The sequence below is a fragment of the Aurantibacter sp. genome (assembly GCF_039941195.1).
Taxonomy (GTDB): domain Bacteria; phylum Bacteroidota; class Bacteroidia; order Flavobacteriales; family Flavobacteriaceae; genus Aurantibacter_A.
Window position 1 is genome coordinate 1 of sequence record NZ_JBDVFA010000040.1, and the last position, 19,273, is coordinate 19,273.

Here is a 19,273-nt window from a genome sequence, read left to right on the forward strand (position 1 = left end):
AACAATATCTTCGGTAGCAGCCATCATTTTGGTCGCAATCTGATTTAATATTTGACCTTTATATGGAATCCCTTTGGGCATTACTACATCAAAAGCGGACAAGCGATCTGTTGCCACCATTAATAATATATTATCCGCTAATGTGTATACTTCGCGAACCTTTCCTTTATAAATACTTTTTTGACCCGGGAAATTGAAATTTGTATCAGTAATAGTATTGCCCATTTTTTAAGAATGCTTATAATTTAGTTTTCGTGTTCTATACTTTTATAGGCGGTAATTACCTTTTTCACTAGTTTATGACGAATTACATCCTTATCATCTAAATAAATGATTTTTATCCCTTCAACATTTTTCAAAACTAAAATTGCTTCTTTTAGACCAGAAATAACGCGTCTCGGTAAATCTATCTGACCTGGATCACCTGTCAACAAAAACTTCGCATTCTTACCCATCCTTGTCAGAAACATTTTCATTTGTGCATGCGTAGTATTCTGAGCTTCATCAAGAATTACAAATGCATTATCTAAAGTACGACCCCTCATAAATGCCATGGGAGCAATTTGTATGGTGCCATTATCTATATAATGCACCAACTTTTCAGAAGGAATCATATCCCGTAAGGCATCATATAAAGGTTGCATATATGGATCTAATTTTTCTTTTAAATCCCCTGGTAAAAATCCTAAATTTTCACCAGCCTCAACCGCAGGTCTGGTTAAGATAATTCGCTTTACCTGCTTCTCTTTCAATGCCTTAACCGCTAATGCAACACCAGTATATGTTTTGCCCGTACCAGCTGGACCAATGGCAAAAACCATGTCATATTTTTTAGCAGCATCTACCAATTTACGTTGATTGACAGTACGAGCTTTTATTAGTTTTCCACTAACACCATGTACGAGCGTTTCCCCACTATTATCTGGCGATTCATAATCTTCTTTGCCATTACTTGTTAAAATACGCTCAATAACATTCTCGTCCATTTTATTGTATTTAGAGACGTGTTCCATTAGCATATAAAATCGCTTATCAAACTCTTCTAAAAGTTCTTGATCTCCAAATACTTTTATTTTACTTCCCCGTGCTACAATTTTTAGCTTTGGAAAATATTTCTTTAGTAAATTAATGTTTTCGTTTCCCTGACCAAAGAAGTCTCGTGGGTTAATTTCAGTAAGTTCTAATTCTAGTTCGTTCAAAGAGTGTAGTTGTTTTGAATTATTGAAAAAGATAAATTTCGGAACGCTATTTTTTTGTTATAATTTTGTTGAACAAATTTACATAAAAATTTAGTCTGACCATCGATAAACATATCAACATTGCGGTATGGCAATTATTACCTTAACTACTGATTTCGGATTAAAAGATCATTTTGTAGGGGCTATCAAAGGCGCTATCTACAAAGAGCTTCCCGATGTTACCATTGTTGATATTTCGCATAATATTGGCCCATTTAATATACAAGAATGCGCTTATATCTTGCAAAATTCTTATAAGCATTTTCCAGAAGGAACCGTACATATTATTGGTGTTGATGCTGAACCAACTCCCGAAACTAAACACATTGCTGTTTTAATGGATGGTCATTATTTTATTTGTGCTGATAATGGAATAATTGGACTTCTTAATTCTGAAACCCCACCTACTAAAATTGTAGAAATAGCAATTCATAATGCTGATTCTAGTGCATTTCCAACTAGTGAGGTTTTTATACGTGTGGCATGTCATATTGCGCGTGGTGGCACCCTAGAGGTTGTTGGTAAACCTTATAATAATTTGCATGAAGTTCGTGATTTGGCCCCTAGTGTATCTGATGGTGGTAATAAAATATCAGGTGTAGTTTTATATATTGATAACTATGGAAATGTGGTAACGAATATTCATAAAAACTTTTTCGAAGCCTACCGAAAAGGGCGCGACTTTGAAATACAAGCTAGGACGAAAGTACTTAGAAAAATCCATCGTAAATACAGCGATATAATCGATTACAACCTTGACAAAAGTAAACGCAAAGGACCAGGTGAACTTTTAGCCATTTACAATTCGGCTAACTATATTGAAATTGCGATTTATAAAAGTAACCCTAGAGCTGGTGGTAGTGCGAATTCTTTATTAGGTTTAGATTATCTGGATTCCATAACCATAAACTTTAAATAATGTTGGTTCGCATTGTAAAATTAACTTTTGAAGAACACCATATTAATGACTTTTTAAAAATTTTTGAACCACATAGAACGCAAATAAAAAGTTTTGATGGTTTCTTATTTCTCGAGTTATATCAAAACAAAGAAAATCCTCAAATATTCTTTACTCATAGCCATTGGGAAGATGAATCAGCATTAAATAATTATCGAAATTCTGATTATTTTAGAACCATTTGGACAAAGACAAAGAAGTTATTCGCAGCTAAACCAGAAGCATGGAGTTTAGAAAAAGTAAATTCATAAGTACTATATTTTATATAAATTCATATTTCATTTGAATTTTTATGGGATAACAGATAGTCGCTGAATTACCATTTATTAATTTACGACTTATAAACATTCGTAACGGAGTTTATTACAATTACAAGGATTTTTAGCTATATTTATTAGAATAAAAATTGAGATACCAGCAATAAACATAGTGTTTTGTAGCGGTTTTCGATTCTAATAAAAGAAGTGATTTAAGATTAAATTTTGAGCAAATTTTATATGTTTACTGTTAATAAGTTTGTTTCCTGAAAAAGTACATTTCAAATATCTTTGTGAGATTAGCGAGGAAGAGTTAAATCTTTCTAAAGCCCCATTAAATTTAAATTTTCTAAAGTAGAAAAAAGCCAAAAACTAGATCAAGCTGATGAAATTTATAGTATCAAGTACTTATTTACTCAAAGAACTACAAGTTCTAGGTGGTGTTATCAATAACAGTAATACATTGCCAATATTAGACAACTTTTTGTTTGCTCTAAATAAAAACGAATTAACCGTTTCCGCTTCTGACCTCGAAACTACTTTGAGTTCCGTTTTAGAAGTAGATTCTGATAACGAGGGTAATATTGCGGTTCCTGCTCGTTTATTATTAGACACCTTAAAAACTTTTCCCGAACAACCGCTAACTTTTGTAGTATCTGACAATAATACTATTGAAATTAGTTCGGAACATGGTAAATATGCTTTGGCGTATGCAGATGGTGCTGAATTTCCTAAAGCTGTAGAACTTGCAAATCCGAGTACTACAACTATAATGGGTGATATATTGGCAACTGCAATTGATAAAACAATATTTGCAGCTGGTAATGATGATTTAAGACCTGTAATGAGTGGGGTTTTCTTTCAGTTCTCTCCTGAGAACTTAACCTTTGTTGCTACAGATGCCCATAAATTGGTAAAATATCAAAGAGAGGACGTTTCTTCTTCTGAAGTTGCTGAATTTATAATGCCGAAAAAACCTTTGAATTTATTAAAAGGTATTTTAGCAGGAAGCGAAGATGATGTTACTATAGAATACAATGATGTAAATGCAAAGTTCATCTTTGGCAATACTGTTCTTATTTGTAGGCTAATTGATGGTAAATATCCTAACTACGAGGCGGTTATTCCAAAAGAAAATCCAAATAAATTAACTATTTCTAGAACTCAATTTTTAAGTTCTGTGCGTAGAGTTGCTATATTCTCGAATAAAACAACACACCAGATTAGACTTAAAATTGCTGGTGCAGAATTAAATATTTCTGCAGAAGATTTAGATTATAGTAATAAAGCAGAAGAACGGCTTACTTGTGCATACCAGGGTGACGATATGCAAATCGGTTTTAATTCTAGATTTCTTACCGAAATGTTGAACAACCTTAATGCTGATGAAGTTTCTGTAGAAATGAGTTTACCAAATAGAGCGGGAATATTAACCCCTGCAGATGGACTTGATGAAGGTGAAATAGTAACAATGTTAGTAATGCCTGTAATGCTTAATAGCTAGCATACAAAAATTTATAAAATAGAAAATCCGGCTAAATTAAAACCTAGCCGGATTTTTTTATTTGAATCGCTTACTTAAACAAATTTCATGCTAAATGGATAATGGGGTTCTTCTCCGTTGCTGGCTTTAATTGCATTTATAATAGGAAAAATTAAGTATAAAACTCCTAAAACAACGAAGCCCAATAAACCAAGGCCAAATAACAATATTAAAGGAATACATAATAGCACGTAGATGAACATACTAATTCTAAAATTGATAATAGATTTACCATTTTCGTCCATACCCAAAACTGAATCTTTTTGAGTAAACCATATTACCAATGGTACAATTAATCCTCCAATACCAGTCACAAAATCAAGCAATTGACTAAGATGAGTTACTGCTAATAAACTTTTATTTTCTCTTTTCATGATTTGTGTTTTATAGATTGATGTACTAATAAGACGAACAAACCTCTAAATTGTTACAATACACTAATCAAAAAGAGTACTTACTGCTTTTTAACAAGTTTGTTTAATTTTTCCTTGTCTTTAGCAATTTTCACCTTTGACTTTTCAATTTTAATATTCATCTTATTAATATCCTCTGGCGAAAGTTTACCTTTTTGCTTGCCTTTGGCAATTTTTACATTTAATTTATCAATTTTACTCTCTTCTTTAGCTATGCTCTTCTTTTTAGAAGCAATGTCATCTGCCAGTTTCTCTTTTTTCTTTACTGCTTTTTCAGCTTTTTTTTGAGCCTTCTCTGCTTTCTTTTGAGCTTTTTCTGCTTGAGCAATCTCTTTTTCTGCCTTCTTATCTGCTTTTTCTTGAGCTTCTATTTTTTCGATTTTTTCTTTTTCTGCTTCTAAATCTAATGCTTGTTGTGCAATGCTATCTTGCACTACCTTAGTAGAGTCAACAACCTGTGCCTTAGCAGATACCGCGAGGATAAAAGCTAAAAGAATAATTACTTTTTTCATGGGAAACAATTTTAAATACTAAGTTAATATTGGGTAAAAGTAGGAATTAATAGCATATGAAATGAATCGCATATGTTCTATTTAATAATCAAAAGAGATTGTTCGCATCAAAGAATTCAATCTTCTTAGGATTTCCTTTTGTAGTAATGGCAGCAATGAATCCCTCTGAAGGAATAAATGAATGAAGATGCCAACTTTGGTTCGATTCATTCTCATTATTTATTGATAAAAAACTCGCAGTTTCATCATTATCAATAGTAACTGAAAACGATTTTAAGGGATAAGACAATCCCTCTCCTACTGCCTTAATAAAAGATTCTTTACGCGTCCAACCTCGATAAAAAGCTCTGTATAGTTCTTCTCCATTATACTCAGAAAGTGCGTTAATTTCATCATTAGAGAAAACATTATTTGCAAGTTCAATCGGATTAAAGTCATTTTTAATTTTTTCAATATCAACTCCTATGATTTGTTGCTTAGCTAAGCCAATAATAATTCGGTTTCCTGAATGCGATACATTGAAATCTAGTTCAATATTTCCAAGATACGTTGGTTTATCATATTCCGAATAATCAAAAACAATCTCTTTTGGATTAATTTCGAGATAGCTACTAATTAAGGTTCTTAACAAATACCTTGCAGTTATATAAACTGCCCTATCTTTTTCAAAACGATATTTACTGGCTCTTAAATGCTCATCAGCAGAAAGGGTTTTTGATAATATATGAAGTTTTGGCTCATCCTTAATTGCTTTAAAATTCCATATATGTAGTACATCTTCATGCAAGAAATTTCCGCTTTTAAAAGAGGCCCATGAAATATTCATATAATAAAATCTAAATTACATTTCAGTTAAAGCAAACAATCATCAATAGTTTTAGCAACTTCAATAATATCCGGTTCAGAAAATAAAGAACGATGATTACCAACAGTTGGTTTTATATCGACACCATTTAATGCTATCTCTTTCCAAGAGCGAATATATTCCTTATTAAAGCGCTTATCAGCCTTTTCAGTTAATACCAATTTAATGTTATCACTTTGTGGTTGCCATTTATACTTGTTATACAGTTTGGTCAAATGTTGACTCATCATTTCAGCATCCTTTTCTTCTTGTGACCCGGTTAAATTTACCCAAAACGGTTTAAGAATTTTAGTATAACGATCATATAACATAACTCTTAGCACATTAATTGGGTTTTTTACAAGTCTTTTAAGGAAGCCTAATACTCTCATTAACATTCTTGTTTGCGTATATAGATGTTCTTGCTCAGCCATTGTATCCATAACTATTAAATTAGTTTCTGAACCATCATTTTTAAGTGCCTTCGACATTTCTAACCCAACGGCTGTACTAAAACAATAAACTAATAAATTATAAGGTCCTTTTGCTTGTACTTTTTTAATTTCATTGACATATGATATCGCCATTTCTTCGATATTTATATGCAAATCCTCATTGTCAAATATTCCTGAAGGTTGAAGCGCATAAACGGGACGTTCTTCGTCTAAATATTTGGCCAAAAGGTTGTAGAAAAATACATGTCCATCTCCAGCATGGACACAAAACAAAGCAGGTTTATTGCCTTTTGCTCGTACTGGAACCAAATTTCTAAAAATTGAATTACCATTCTCAGAACCATTATTAATAAAATTAGAAATTGAAGAAATAGTCGAATGTTCTAATAAAGTTGTTGGAGGTAATTGTAGACCCATTCTTTTATTCAAAATATTGAACATTTTTATGGCCATTAAGGATTTTCCACCTAATGAAAAGAAATTGTCATCTACACCAATAGAGTATGACCCGAATATATCTTCCCATATTTTAATCAATTGTAATTCTGTTTCGTTTTGTGGAGCAACATATTTAATAACTTCCGGGGCATTATTTTCAATTACTTCATTTTTATAAACCTCAATTTCTGAATCAAGTAAATCAAAAGATAAGGATTTATTAGATATCAATATTTGAATTAACTTTTTCCAATTTCCTAAAATCCAATTTATTGATTTTTCATCTACAATACTTTGTTCTATTGTAAAATTAAATTTTATTTCGTCACCAGGAATAACTACCAAAGTCACCGGATACGTTGATGTAATTCCACTCTTGAAATTTCTAATTTCCAATACTTTACTTGTAGATTCGGTTTGGGGAAAGTTTTCAAAAATTAACAAATTATCAAAGATTGGCTTTGCTTCTGGCCAATCTATAAATGATGTAATCTCATCTAAGCTTCCATGTTCAAATAATCTAGCCTTATGTTGTTGTTTCTGAATATTTCGAAGCCATTCTGAAAGTTCAACTCCATTTTCAACAATGACTCTCACAGGTTGTACATCCATGAGCATTCCTGTTAAAAATTCAATATTAGGAAAAGATCCAGAACGACCAGAAACTGTTGACCCAAAAGAAATCTCATTAGTTCCAAAATACCTACTTATAAGATAAGACCATGCACCCTGTACTAATGTATTCATAGTGACCTGAAATCTACGCGCTAGAATCTGTAAATTTTTAGAATCCTCATAATTTAAATTTAATGTCGAATGATAAGTTCCACTTTTAGAAGCTTTATGAGTCTTCCTATCAAAAAGCGGCAAATATTTAGTGTTTTTAAAATAGGACTTCCAAAAGTCCTCAGAGTCTTTTTTACTTTGTTGGTTCTTATAAGCGTAATAAGATTTCAATGAAGGAATGGTAGGTAAAGAAGGTGCTAGATTGCGTGAAACGGCATCATAAGTAGTCAAAAAATCATTTAAAATAACCTGAGAAGACCAACCATCAATCAATAGATGATGACTAGGCCAAAGAAAACGAAAATCGTTATTTTTAAACTTTAAGAGGGTTAAATTTAGTAAAGGTTCTTTTTCTAAATTTACGCCTTTAGTAATCGTATTTAACTTGAGCTCATCCCATTTTGCTAAGCTTTCTTCTGATGATAATTTTGACCAATCGAAATAATTTAAATTCACAGACTTTTCAAGATGTACAATGGTTACCGGCTTAGCCAAATTCTTCCAATGCACAGTTGTTCGCAGCGCAGCGTGTCGTTGAACCATTTTGTTCCATACTTTTTCGAATTGAGCTACATCTATTTCACCTAATAAAGTACATTCAACATTCAAAAATCCTTGGTCATTTTCACTCGACAAATGGTGAAACAATAGCCCCTGCTGCATGTAAGTCAACGGAAATATAGCTTCTATTTTGGGCTTTTTAACAGCTTTCATTTTATTCAAATTGTTGCATCAAATTGTCCAAATCATCTTGGCTCAAATCAGCTTCAGGAAAATCTGAGGGAGTATAATTTCCTTCCTTATTTAAGCAATAATCATATAATGCTTGTAAATTATTTTCAAAGTTTTGGGACAAGATTTTTATTGTCGATTCTTTATACAATGTATTTGTGTAACTCCAATTAACTTGTATTTTATCATTTTTGATAAAAGCATTTATTTCAATACCATAAGTCCGCTCACTATGAGGATCACGTGAATAATTAGAGAGTTGCTCAAAGATTAAATTTGAATTATTAATTGCGTTATTTTGTACACCAAGATAGTTGAAGATAATCTGTGGTTCGCCGTCAAATAGGTTAAAACAATCTTCTCCAGACATATATTTCAACAAACCAAAACCTATTCCATTATTTGGGACGGACCTTAATTTTTCCTTGATTGACGATACCAAATTACCTTTATCATTGCTTTTTTCTTTTTCAAAAAGAATAGGAAAAAAAGAAGTGAACCAACCAACAGTATTAGAAATGTCAATGTCTAAATTAGTACTATGTCGTCCATTGTGTTCTAGACCAAGTACTAAATTTGACGAATTAGTCCAATCCGTTATTGTTGTAAATAGAGCTGTTATTAATAAATCCTCAGTTCTTGTATTATATGTTTCATTAACATTTTTCAATAAATCACGTAAGTTTTCCCTGTGTATAATACTTTGATATATACCAATAGTACTTTCTCGATATATAGAATTTTCTACTTTAAAATCTGATGGAAAATGTTCCGTTTCAATACATTGTTCTTGCCAAAACTCAATCTCTTTATTTAAATCGGTGGATTGGGTTTTCGAATAGAGGATTTCTCCCCATTGCTTAATCGAATCTGTTTTCTCTTTAAAATTTATTTCTTCATCCGTTTTATCTTGTGAAAAAGCCTGAATGAAATCATCAAAAATTATATTCCAAGAAACCATATCAATCACCAAATGATGAGCAATCATCATAAATTTGTTCTCTTGAGTTTCACCACAATTAAAATATACTCCTTGAAAAAGATTTCCATTTGAAAGATCTACATTTTTTTGAATGGAAATTAACTTTTCACTTATGTTATTGTTCTGATTATCAAAAGAAATAATATTACTCAAATCTATATAATGGAATACTTCTTTTTGGATTGTCTCTACAATTTTTGATTTCCATTGGTTATCAATTTTATAAAAACATAAGCGAAGTCCCTCATGATAATCAACCAACTCATGAACAATATTTTTTACAAAATGGTATTGTATATCTCCCAGTCCGTATACTTGAACTATCTGATTCCAATAATTTGGCGCAGATACATTAATGCTAAAAAACCTTTGTTGAATTGGAGTAAGCAGAACAGTTCCCTTTGTGTCCGTTTGAGAAACTTTAGAAGCTAATTTTTTCGTAAATAAGGAAAGCTCTGAGATTGATTGATGGTCGAAGATTTGATTTGCTTCAAGCATTATACCTGCTTTTCGTGCCCTAGCTATTATCTGTATACTAAGTATAGAGTCCCCTCCTATTTCAAAAAAATTATCATTTACATCAATAGGCGAAAAACCAAGTACTTCCTCCCAAATCTTAATCAATGCTTGTTCCGTCTCAGAAGTACTTGATTTTGAAATAATAGTCTTGTTTTTTCTTTGAATAACATTAAGGCTATTTAATTTATTCCTATCAATCTTGCCATTTGGTAATTTTGGAAATTCTTCTACTAAAATAATTGAAGAAGGCACCATATATTCAGGCAAACTCATTTTAAGATGTTTTTTTAACGCTTCAGATTCGAAATTATCTGAACCCTCAACATATGCCACAAGATGCTGTCTTCCTGAAGCTATTACCTCTGTTTCAGAAGATTGTAATGCCTGATCAATTTTTAGCAAAAATAATTTCTTTGCTTTATCGCTCAAGCCATCTATTCTATCCTTTATTTCCGTTGGTCTCATTTTATGGCTTTAACTACTACTATTGTTTCTGCCCACCAAGTATCTTTTATATCATTTGGGAGCTGAAGGTTTACTTTTTGTATTTGAAAGGATGAAAAATGTTTAAAAAGTTCTCGCTGATGCTCTCTACTTAATGAATCTACTTCATTTGAAAAATATGAAAATGCACCTCCAGGTTTTAAATGTTCTGAAGCGGATGAAAAAAAGTGTGCTGCAAAAGTGATACTCTCATTTACATATTTCATATACTCTTCTTCATTGAGCGGATAGGTATGAAAAAAAATTCCATCAAAAATTCCAACCGAATCAATAGTATCTTGCCATAAACCCTTGACCATTTGGATATCCTTATCAGGGTACCGCAGTTTCCAGTCTTTATACCTTTCTATAACGACATCATTACATTCCATTATTATATGAGTATTAACATCATAAGCTTGAATCATATCAGATGCTACTCCCCTTCCAAAACCCAATTCTAAGATATCACCTCCCTTTTCGCATACAACTTTGGCCATTGTTTCCATTACAGGAATTTGCCAATCTTCCATTATCTCTTGATCTGTAAGTGTTGCTTGCGTTCTATCGTTAAAATCACTCACTGTTTCCCCTGCAACAAACTTTTTAGTTTGCCTATCAAGAGCAACCAAATCTGCTGAAAACTCTTTAATAGCCCTGTTTACAACCGCATTTCGTTGCATATCCCGTGGTGGACGTATAAAATCTTCATCGCTGATATTCAGACTTATCTCGAATTCATTTGATCTTCTTATTCTTTTCATACTAAACTAACTATAGTTGTTATTCCAACCGGTTATTTACATAATCTTGTTCTTCTTCACTCAAATGTTCAATAGATTCTAAAATGTCATTTAAAGCATCTAAACCGATACGATTTTCTATATGTTCTATAAGTAAGTTAGTATCCATAGCAGAAATACTAGTTGTATCTGGTATTTCTTTCTTTAATATAACAATAGCATTATTTACTGTTTTATGATTCATAATTGCCTTTTGCACCTCATCAATTTCGACCCGAAATCCACGAATTTTTATTTGCTCATCTTTTCGCCCCAAAAACTCAATATTCCCATCGGATTTATATCTCCCCAAATCACCAGTTTTGTATAGTTTGGTTTCATATTCCTTATCGAAAGGATTATCAACATAAGCGCCTTCAGATAATTCAGGTCTATTTAAATACTTCCCTGATAAACTGGGACCACCTATGAAAATCTCACCTGTAGCTCCGTAAGGCAATAGCCCTAAACTCTCATCTAGAATATAAATGCTAGCGTTAGCTACGGGTTTTCCAATTGGAATTACTGATGGAATATTACTTTTGTCAATCTTATAAGCAATACACCAAACGGTAGCTTCTGTTGGTCCATATTCATTATATAAATTTGCGTTGGGAAGTTTTTCAAAATGTTTAGCACATAAATTCGCAGCACATGATTCACCCGCAACTATAACTGTTTTTAGTCCTTTAAGTTTGTTTAAAACTGCATGATCCAATAACATTGAATATAACGATGGAAGCATTAAAGTATGACTTACCTCATTATTTTTAATCACTTCCGTCAATTTGGCTACATCTTGTTCCAAACGTTTTTCGGAAATCACCAAATTTCCACCAGTACAAAGTGTCCAAAATATACCTGCTTTTGAACTATCAAAAGATATAGAAGACATTAATAAAAAAGCATCTGGATTTGTATCATAAAATTCTTTTCTGCCAAGTGTAGAATTTATAATGTTACCATGCGAAATTGGTACACCTTTAGGCTTACCCGAACTACCGGAAGTATAAATTACATAGGCCGTATCATCACTTTTAACAATAGGTAAATCATTCTCAAACTCCTCAATATTCGCCTCCAATTTACTGATGTCCAATACTTTAGAATCAAATTCAGTCATTTCTGCTAATGTGCTTGCATTACTTACTGTTGCTAATACATTTGCATCGGATAACATAAAATCAATTCTTTCTTTTGGATAGGTTGGGTCTAATGGCAAATAGGCACATCCTGCTTTTAGGATTCCCAACAATCCTACTATCATGTCTGTTGACCGTTGTATACATAATCCTATAATCCCGTTTTTACCGCTTGTAATTTCTAAAATATTTTTAGCTACAAGATTTGATTGTATGATTAGTTCTTGATAGGTAATTGATTCCGAACCAAAGGTTACTGCTTTCTTGTTGAGATTAGCCCTAGCAATATCCGTGATTATATCATGAATTCCTTTCTTTGGAATTTCTACGGATAATAAATTGGATTCTTTTTGCAGAAAAACTTCCTTTTCAAAAGAAGTAAGCATTGGAATAGCTGCTATTTTCTCATTAGGATTAGCTACAACCGCACCTAGTAATAAACTAAAATGGGCTTGTAACCTTTCGATTGTTACTTTGTTAAAAAGGTCGGATGAATATTCAAAAATTGAAGTCAATAAATTGTTTTCTTCAGCAATATAAAGGGTCAAATCAAACTTAGCCACCTGCGTATCAAAGACCTCTTGTGAAAACTCTAGATTGCTTCCAAAATCAGGTGATTTCGGCACTGAATGATATAAGAACATCACATTAAAAAGCGGGTTCATGTTTGCAACTCGATCTGGTTGAATTGCTTTTACCAAATCTTCAAAAGCAACATCTTTGTTCGCAAAAGCCTCTAAGGTAGTTTTTCGAACAATCTTCACTAAATCTACAAATGAAATGTTCTCGTCAAATTTGGCTCGTAAAACAACAGTATCATTAAAAAAACCTATTAAATCTTCCAAAGACTTATGATCTCTATTCGAAATTGGTGTTCCAATTAATATATCCTTTTGATTCGTATATCTATATAATAGAACATAGTAAACAGATAATAAAAGTACATAAGGGGTTGTCTCCAATTTGTTGGACAAGTCCAAAACGGATTTCGATAGTGATGAAGAAAATGTTTGTTTTTTAAATGCTCCTTTATACGATGCAATTATTGGCCTTTTATAATCTTTTGGCAATTCCAAAATTGGAATTTCACCCTCTAGTTTTTTAAGCCAATAATCCATTTGCTTTTGATCAACAACTTTATTTCGTTGCCAAAAAGCGTAATCATGATATTGAATACCAAGTGAATTTACTTGTACATCAATGCCAGCATTTAGTGCTGTATAATGGTTAGCTAGTAGGTTTCTGAAAATACCCATTGACCATTTATCGGTAGCAATATGATGTATATTTAGCAATAAAATATACTTCTCTTGTGTCAATTTATAAAGTGAAAATCGAATGACAGGGCCATTTTGCAAATCAAAAGGTCTTGCCGAATCAACCAATAAAATTTTATCTATTTGATTTTGACTCTCAGCTTCCACACTTAAATCGTATTCCGATAAATGCAATTTTTCTTTAGCACCTACTTTGGCCACAGGCAAACCATCTACTAGCTCATAAGTAGCGCGCAAAATATCATGAGCATCATAGATTTTCTGTAAAGAATTATATAGGTTTTCAAGATTCAGTTTCCCATTAAAACGATAAGCTTCGGAATAGTTGTAAAATGGATTTTCAGGATGTAATTGTTGTAATAACCATAATCGTTGTTGTCCATGAGATAAAACCAATGGCGTGCCCTCAACTACCTTTTCAATTTTTTGAACAGGAACTTCTTGTTGTTTTAATTTCCATTGACTCAGTAATGAGCTATTCTTTTTCTCTTCCAATTTTCAGGGGAATAAAGTTATATCGATTATCGTAGCCCAAGAAACTGAGCAAATTTGAAACCTTTTCTACGAATGAAATCTTCAACTAAAAGATTGACATCAAAGGCTCTTTCTATAAACCAATAAAGCGATATAATAATTAAAAGGATTGATCCGTATACCAATATCTTCGGATACAACTTCAATTTTCTCAATAAGTATAATATTGGGAAAATCATTAAAATAATTACCAGTTGTCCTAATTCAACTCCAATATTAAAACCTAGGAGGGATAAAGTTAAAAATTCAGAAGTTAAACCAAGGTCTGCCAAGACACTTGCAAATCCGAAACCATGAAATAATCCAAAAACAAAAGCAATTACCCAATCTTTTCCTTTAAAAATTGGACGAATATTATGGTAAGCTGCTAATCCTATGGATAAGGCAATTATTGATTCAACAAATCTAGATGGTAAATTTATTATTTCAAGCGAGGCTAAACTCAACGTAATCGTATGTGCGAGTGTAAAAAACGTTACAACTTTTACGATGTATAAAAAAGCTGGCTTAAAACGCTCAACCGGAAACCAATCCCATGTTATAAAACCCGTTTTTTTAACAATTGCCTGATTATTGTTTGCTTTGGCAAAACGAGGATCGCTCCAACGGCGTACTACAGATGGTAAGATTAATGCTAGTAAAAATAAAATATGATCTAGTCCAATCCAGATATGCCAAACACCTTGTTGTATCATCGCTACAAATCCATTCCATGCTGAACTCTCTGTTAATGAAAGTGTTTCATTTGTATCATCAGGGGTAAAACTTAAAGAAATTCTGGCTTCATTATTTATTATACCTGCCTTCCAATTATATTCAATAAGTAAAAAGCCTCTATGCGTATCATCCTTCTCAAATACTCCACTATATTCAACGTCCATTTCATCCGGAACATTTATCGAATTTTCTAGCTTGAAATTTATTTTTAAAAAAGAGCCTAAGCCAACATCATCTTTAATAACATCAGTAAAACGAATATTATGACGTCCATTGTCTGAGTTAAAAGAAGTTTTGAGTAAAAAATACTTTTGTAGCTCGGCTAAATAAGGATGATATTCCTCATAGGTTGCTTTCTTACCGAAATTTGTTCCAAGAATTTTATTTATATCCACATAATTAATCTCAAATCGACCCTCAATTCCTTCTTTTTCATATACTCTAAGGTATATGTAACTCTGATTAGGTGCATGGGCACTCGAAAAAAGGGGTGTCAAAAGCAGAAATAAAACTAAAAAACGTAAAAATTTTGCCATTTAATACTTGTTGAATTAATTAATTTTCTAAAAATAAATAGGTTATGGATGATTTAAGGCGTTGTAATAAAAGCAATTATTTCTTATTTCAACTAAATATCCGACGAAATGAAAAAATAAAAGCCATCAACCTAAAGATACTATGTTTTAACGATTTTTTTAACAAAAAGTAGGGTTTACGCCACTAAAGTTGTTACTTTATAATCAAAAAGCTGCTTTAAATTACAATTCACTAATTGACTATGAAAAGAAATCTACGTAAGACTTTAGTCTTATCGGGGGACAATGTAAATACAATTGTAGACCGTTTTGGACTCAACAACTTAATGGATCGTTTGATAGATGAACTCAATCAAGCAATTAAAGTGTTTGATATTGATACTACTAAAATCCCTATCCGTTCTGGTTTTAATTATGACAATGATAATCCAGGACTTGTGGAATGGATGCCGCTTTACAAAAAAGATGAAGAGGTTGTAATTAAAGTTGTAGGATATCATCCTAAAAATCCTTTTAAACATTCATTACCTACCATATTATCTACTATTTCTTCTTATGACACCGCAACTGGCCACCTTAAAGGTCTTGTTGATGGCGTATTATTAACCGCTTTAAGAACAGGAGCAACCTCAGCGGTTGCAAGTAAATATTTAGCACAGCCCGATAGCTCGGTTTTAGGTTTAATAGGTTGTGGAGCACAATCTATTACCCAATTACATGCATTATCAAGAGTATTTGACCTTAAAAAAGTACTTATATATGATGTTGATTCAAAGGCTACTGCATCTTTTAGAGATAGGTCGGAAATGTTAGACCTTTCGATTGAAATTATTGAAACTTCTCTTGAGCAAATCATGGAACGAAGTGATATAGTTTGCACCGCAACATCTATTGATGTAGGCCAAGGTCCACTTTTTAATAACCTAGAATTAAAGCCAAATATCCATATAAACGCAGTAGGTTCCGATTTTCCAGGAAAAACTGAACTCCCTTTGAATTTGCTTAAAAACAGTATAGTGGTACCCGATTTTTTAAAGCAAGCTGTGGTTGAGGGAGAATGTCAACAATTAGTGGCCAATGATATTGGTCCAGACCTTATTGATTTGATTCAAAATCAGAAGAATTATGAATTAGCCAAAGATTCAACTACGGTTTTTGATTCTACAGGATGGGCATTAGAAGACCAAGTTGTTATGGACTTATTCTTAGAATTGGCACAAAAATTTGGAATCGGATTTGAACTAGATATTGAAAATACCTCAGCAGATGCTAAAAACCCTTACCACTTTTTTTTAAAAAATATTGAAGTATAACCTTCTCTTAAATTGAAAAGTACCAATGGTAGCTTTTTTTATTTACTTAAAAAATGAAGCAATAATATATAAACGAAGTCTAGAATATGGATTTTTCTTGGAATAACGAACAAATAGAATATAAAAACAAGGTTATAGATTTTGCTAGAAATAATTTTTCAGAATCATATATTGAGAATGATAGTCAGAGTATTTTCTCCAAAGAAGATTGGAAAAAATGCGCATCATTCGGACTGCAGGGTTTAGCAACGCCTGCCTTGTACGGCGGTTATAAAGAAAAAGTCGATATACTCTCTGCCACCTTAGCCATGGAGGGTCTTGGCTATGCTTGTAAAGATAATGGACTTCCGTTTGCCTTGAATGCTCAAATGTGGACCGTACAATTTCCTATTTTACAATTTGGTACTGAAAAACAGAAGAAAAAATTCCTTCCAAAGCTTTGCTCTGGTGAATTAATAGGATGTCATGCACTTACTGAACCAAATGCAGGATCGGATGTTTATAGTATGGAAACGACCGCGGAAAAAGTCGATGGAGGATATATTTTAAATGGCACAAAACAATATGTCACATTCGCTCCTATTGGTGATGTTATTTTAGTTTTTGTCAAAACCAATCCAAAAGTTGGCAAGTGGGGTATTTCAGCATTTTTAGCTGAAAAAGGAATGAAAGGGTTTACATCTGGGCCAAATCGACCTAAAATGGGACTAAGAACAGTGCCTTTTGGAGATTTATATTTTGAAAATTGCTTTATTCCAGAAGATAACCTTTTAGGTAAAGAAGGTGCAGGTTGGGCAATAACAAACAGTTCTTTGGAGCATGATCGATGCACAATATTAGCAGGACAATTAGGCACTATGCAAAGACAGCTGGAAGAAACTATTTCATTTGTAAAAAACAGAAAGCAATTTGGTAAACCTGTAAGTTCATTTCAAGCAGTATCGCATAGAATTGCTAACATGAAATTAAGACTAGAAACTTCAAGATTATTGCTATATAAAGTAGCATGGCTTAAAAGTCAAGGCCAGTCTTCTATGATGGAATCGGCTATGCTAAAACTTCAACTTAGTGAGAGTTTTATAGAATCTAGTTTGGACGCTATTAGGAACCATGGTGGACATGGTTATCTCAGTGAATTTGAAGTAGAAAGAAATCTACGAGATTCTGTTGGTGGAGTTATTTATGCCGGTACATCAGATATTCAAAGAAATATTATTGCAAAACTATTAGGACTATAATTTAATTTAGATGACAACAACTTTGCCTCAAATATTAAGGTCTGCTGCGAACAAACTTCCTAATCAGGAATCTTTTCGCTTTGGCTCTGATAGCCTTAATTATAAAGAGTTGGATGTTAAAACAGATAAACTTGCTTCACATCTAAATGCTAAAGGGGTTAAAAAAGGAGACCGAATTGGCGTATATATGTTTAGAAGTTTGGAGACCGCAATTGCCATGTATGGAATTATGAAGACAGGTGCAGCGTTTGTACCATTAGATCCAGGACTACCAATATCTAGAATTAATTATTTACTTAATGATTGTGGAATAGAGCATGTAATCACTAATCCTAATTTACATAGGAAACATCGAAAAATACTCGAACATAAAAGCCCATTAAAGTCTTTTATTGGAGTACGTTTAAACACTGATTTTGAAACTATTTCCTGGGATGATATTTTTAATATCACATTAGAAAATTTTATTGAAATACCAATCAATGAAAATGATTTAGCCTATATCATGTACACTTCTGGATCTACGGGGTTTCCAAAAGGTATTATGCACACCCACAAAAGTGGACTAAGTTACGCTCGTTTATCGGTCAATTTGTTCAAAATTAACGAAGACGATAGGTTAGCTAGCCATGCACCGCTGCATTTCGATATTTCTACACTAGGTTACTTAGCAGGACCTTTGGCTATGGCAACTACTATTATTATTTCAGAAGCACATACCAAAATGGCTCCTAGTCTTGCTGCTTTAATAGAACAAGAAAAAATTACTATTTGGTATTCTGTACCACTCGCATTGGTACAATTACTACAAAGTAATTCCATTCAAAAAATGAATCTTTCAGCATTGCGGTTATTCCTTTTTGGTGGTGAAGTCTTTGCAAACAAATTTTTAAATGAACTAATGCATTTATGCCCCGAAGCTAAATTCTATAATGTATACGGTCCTGCCGAGGTAAACCAATGCACTTGTTATCATATTAAAAAACCACCATTAAAAAAGGATGTTATTCCAATAGGACAGGTATGGGAAGAAACCGAATTCATCATTTTAGACAAACAAGGACGTAAGATAAATAACAACGATTACGGTGAACTTGCTATTCATTCATCAACAATGATGAAAGGATATTGGAATAATCAAACCTTAACCAATAAGTCTACGTATGTAGCCATACAAGGGGAGCTAGAAAAAAAATTCTTTAAAACTGGTGATATGGTTAAGATGAATGAAACCGGGGACTTTCACTTTAAGGGCAGAAATGATCGCCAAGTAAAAATTAGAGGGTATCGCATTGAAATTGATGAAATAGAAGCTGCTTTACTAACTCATGAAAAAATAATTGAAGCCGCTGTCATAGTACTTCAAAAAAATGAAAGTGAAAAAGAGGTAATGGCGGCAGTAATAGTTGACCAATCGTGTACTATTGGGTCTAAAGAACTTTTAGAACATTGTAGAGGAAGTTTACCATCATATGCCGTTCCGCAATCCATCGAAATTATGCCTGATTTTCCGAGGACAGGATCGGGAAAAATAGACAGAAAAGAAATAATAAAAACATATATCAAGATATAAA

The 19,273-nt window shown here is 32.6% G+C and carries 16 protein-coding genes; 6 read left to right on the forward strand and 10 right to left on the reverse strand.

The genetic code is table 11. The features are described 5' to 3' along the window. A partial coding sequence (locus ABJF52_RS07620; protein ID WP_348148645.1) for a phosphoribosylaminoimidazolesuccinocarboxamide synthase occupies positions 1-225 on the reverse strand: 225 nt, incomplete at its 3' end. A gap of 20 nt (positions 226-245) precedes the next feature. Continuing rightward, positions 246-1,199: a PhoH family protein gene (locus ABJF52_RS07625; RefSeq protein WP_348148648.1), complete on the reverse strand. Its 954-nt coding sequence runs from the start codon at positions 1,197-1,199 to the stop codon at positions 246-248. Between the two features lie 127 nt (positions 1,200-1,326). Between ABJF52_RS07625 and ABJF52_RS07630 the strand changes: the two genes are divergently transcribed. The 3 genes from ABJF52_RS07630 to dnaN all read left to right on the forward strand — a co-directional run bounded on the left by ABJF52_RS07630 (position 1,327) and on the right by dnaN (position 3,957). After that, complete coding sequence (locus ABJF52_RS07630; RefSeq protein WP_348148651.1) at positions 1,327-2,157, forward strand: SAM-dependent chlorinase/fluorinase; 831 nt, start codon at positions 1,327-1,329, stop codon at positions 2,155-2,157. Beyond that, the gene (locus ABJF52_RS07635) at positions 2,157-2,447 is read left to right on the forward strand and encodes an antibiotic biosynthesis monooxygenase (RefSeq protein WP_348148653.1); all 291 of its coding nucleotides are present in this window, start codon (positions 2,157-2,159) and stop codon (positions 2,445-2,447) included. Before ABJF52_RS07630 ends, ABJF52_RS07635 begins: the two co-directional genes overlap by 1 nt. 391 nt (positions 2,448-2,838) lie before the next feature. Continuing rightward, positions 2,839-3,957 carry a DNA polymerase III subunit beta gene (gene dnaN / locus ABJF52_RS07640; RefSeq protein ID WP_348148656.1) on the forward strand — a complete coding sequence of 373 codons (1,119 nt, stop codon included), beginning with the start codon at positions 2,839-2,841 and terminating at the stop codon, positions 3,955-3,957. A 74-nt stretch (positions 3,958-4,031) separates the two neighbouring features. Here dnaN and ABJF52_RS07645 read toward each other — a convergent pair whose 3' ends face one another. The 8 genes from ABJF52_RS07645 to ABJF52_RS07680 all read right to left on the reverse strand — a co-directional run bounded on the left by ABJF52_RS07645 (position 4,032) and on the right by ABJF52_RS07680 (position 15,148). Next, on the reverse strand, positions 4,032-4,370 hold the full coding sequence (locus ABJF52_RS07645) for a DUF4870 domain-containing protein (RefSeq protein ID WP_348148659.1): 339 nt from the start codon (positions 4,368-4,370) through the stop codon (positions 4,032-4,034). A gap of 80 nt (positions 4,371-4,450) precedes the next feature. Then, positions 4,451-4,921, reverse strand: a complete 471-nt coding sequence (locus tag ABJF52_RS07650; protein WP_348148662.1) for a hypothetical protein — start codon at positions 4,919-4,921, stop codon at positions 4,451-4,453. 88 nt (positions 4,922-5,009) lie between these two features. Further along, positions 5,010-5,747 (reverse strand): 4'-phosphopantetheinyl transferase superfamily protein, encoded by a 738-nt coding sequence (locus ABJF52_RS07655; protein ID WP_348148665.1) that lies wholly within the window; start codon positions 5,745-5,747, stop codon positions 5,010-5,012. Positions 5,748-5,773: 26 nt separating this feature from the next. Then, positions 5,774-8,158, reverse strand: a complete 2,385-nt coding sequence (locus ABJF52_RS07660; RefSeq protein ID WP_348148668.1) for a condensation domain-containing protein — start codon at positions 8,156-8,158, stop codon at positions 5,774-5,776. Position 8,159: 1 nt separating this feature from the next. Beyond that, the gene (locus ABJF52_RS07665) at positions 8,160-10,142 is read right to left on the reverse strand and encodes a condensation domain-containing protein (RefSeq protein ID WP_348148671.1); all 1,983 of its coding nucleotides are present in this window, start codon (positions 10,140-10,142) and stop codon (positions 8,160-8,162) included. After that, positions 10,139-10,924, reverse strand: a complete 786-nt coding sequence (locus ABJF52_RS07670; protein WP_348148673.1) for a class I SAM-dependent methyltransferase — start codon at positions 10,922-10,924, stop codon at positions 10,139-10,141. The genes ABJF52_RS07665 and ABJF52_RS07670 overlap by 4 nt, the downstream gene beginning before the upstream one ends. A gap of 19 nt (positions 10,925-10,943) precedes the next feature. Beyond that, positions 10,944-13,856: an amino acid adenylation domain-containing protein gene (locus ABJF52_RS07675; RefSeq protein WP_348148676.1), complete on the reverse strand. Its 2,913-nt coding sequence runs from the start codon at positions 13,854-13,856 to the stop codon at positions 10,944-10,946. 26 nt (positions 13,857-13,882) lie between these two features. Next, positions 13,883-15,148 (reverse strand): HupE/UreJ family protein, encoded by a 1,266-nt coding sequence (locus tag ABJF52_RS07680; RefSeq protein ID WP_348148679.1) that lies wholly within the window; start codon positions 15,146-15,148, stop codon positions 13,883-13,885. 242 nt (positions 15,149-15,390) lie between these two features. On the opposite strand from ABJF52_RS07680, the gene ABJF52_RS07685 reads away from it, so the two are divergent. The 3 genes from ABJF52_RS07685 (at position 15,391) to ABJF52_RS07695 (ending at position 19,272) form a co-directional block, all read left to right on the forward strand. Continuing rightward, on the forward strand, positions 15,391-16,461 hold the full coding sequence (locus tag ABJF52_RS07685; protein WP_348148682.1) for an ornithine cyclodeaminase family protein: 1,071 nt from the start codon (positions 15,391-15,393) through the stop codon (positions 16,459-16,461). Between the two features lie 86 nt (positions 16,462-16,547). Continuing rightward, entirely contained in the window at positions 16,548-17,699 is a 1,152-nt protein-coding gene (locus ABJF52_RS07690; RefSeq protein ID WP_348148685.1) for an acyl-CoA dehydrogenase family protein, read from the forward strand. 10 nt (positions 17,700-17,709) lie between these two features. Next, positions 17,710-19,272, forward strand: coding sequence for an amino acid adenylation domain-containing protein (locus ABJF52_RS07695; RefSeq protein ID WP_348148688.1), 1,563 nt, complete (start codon positions 17,710-17,712; stop codon positions 19,270-19,272). The last annotated feature ends 1 nt before the right edge of the window (position 19,273 follow it).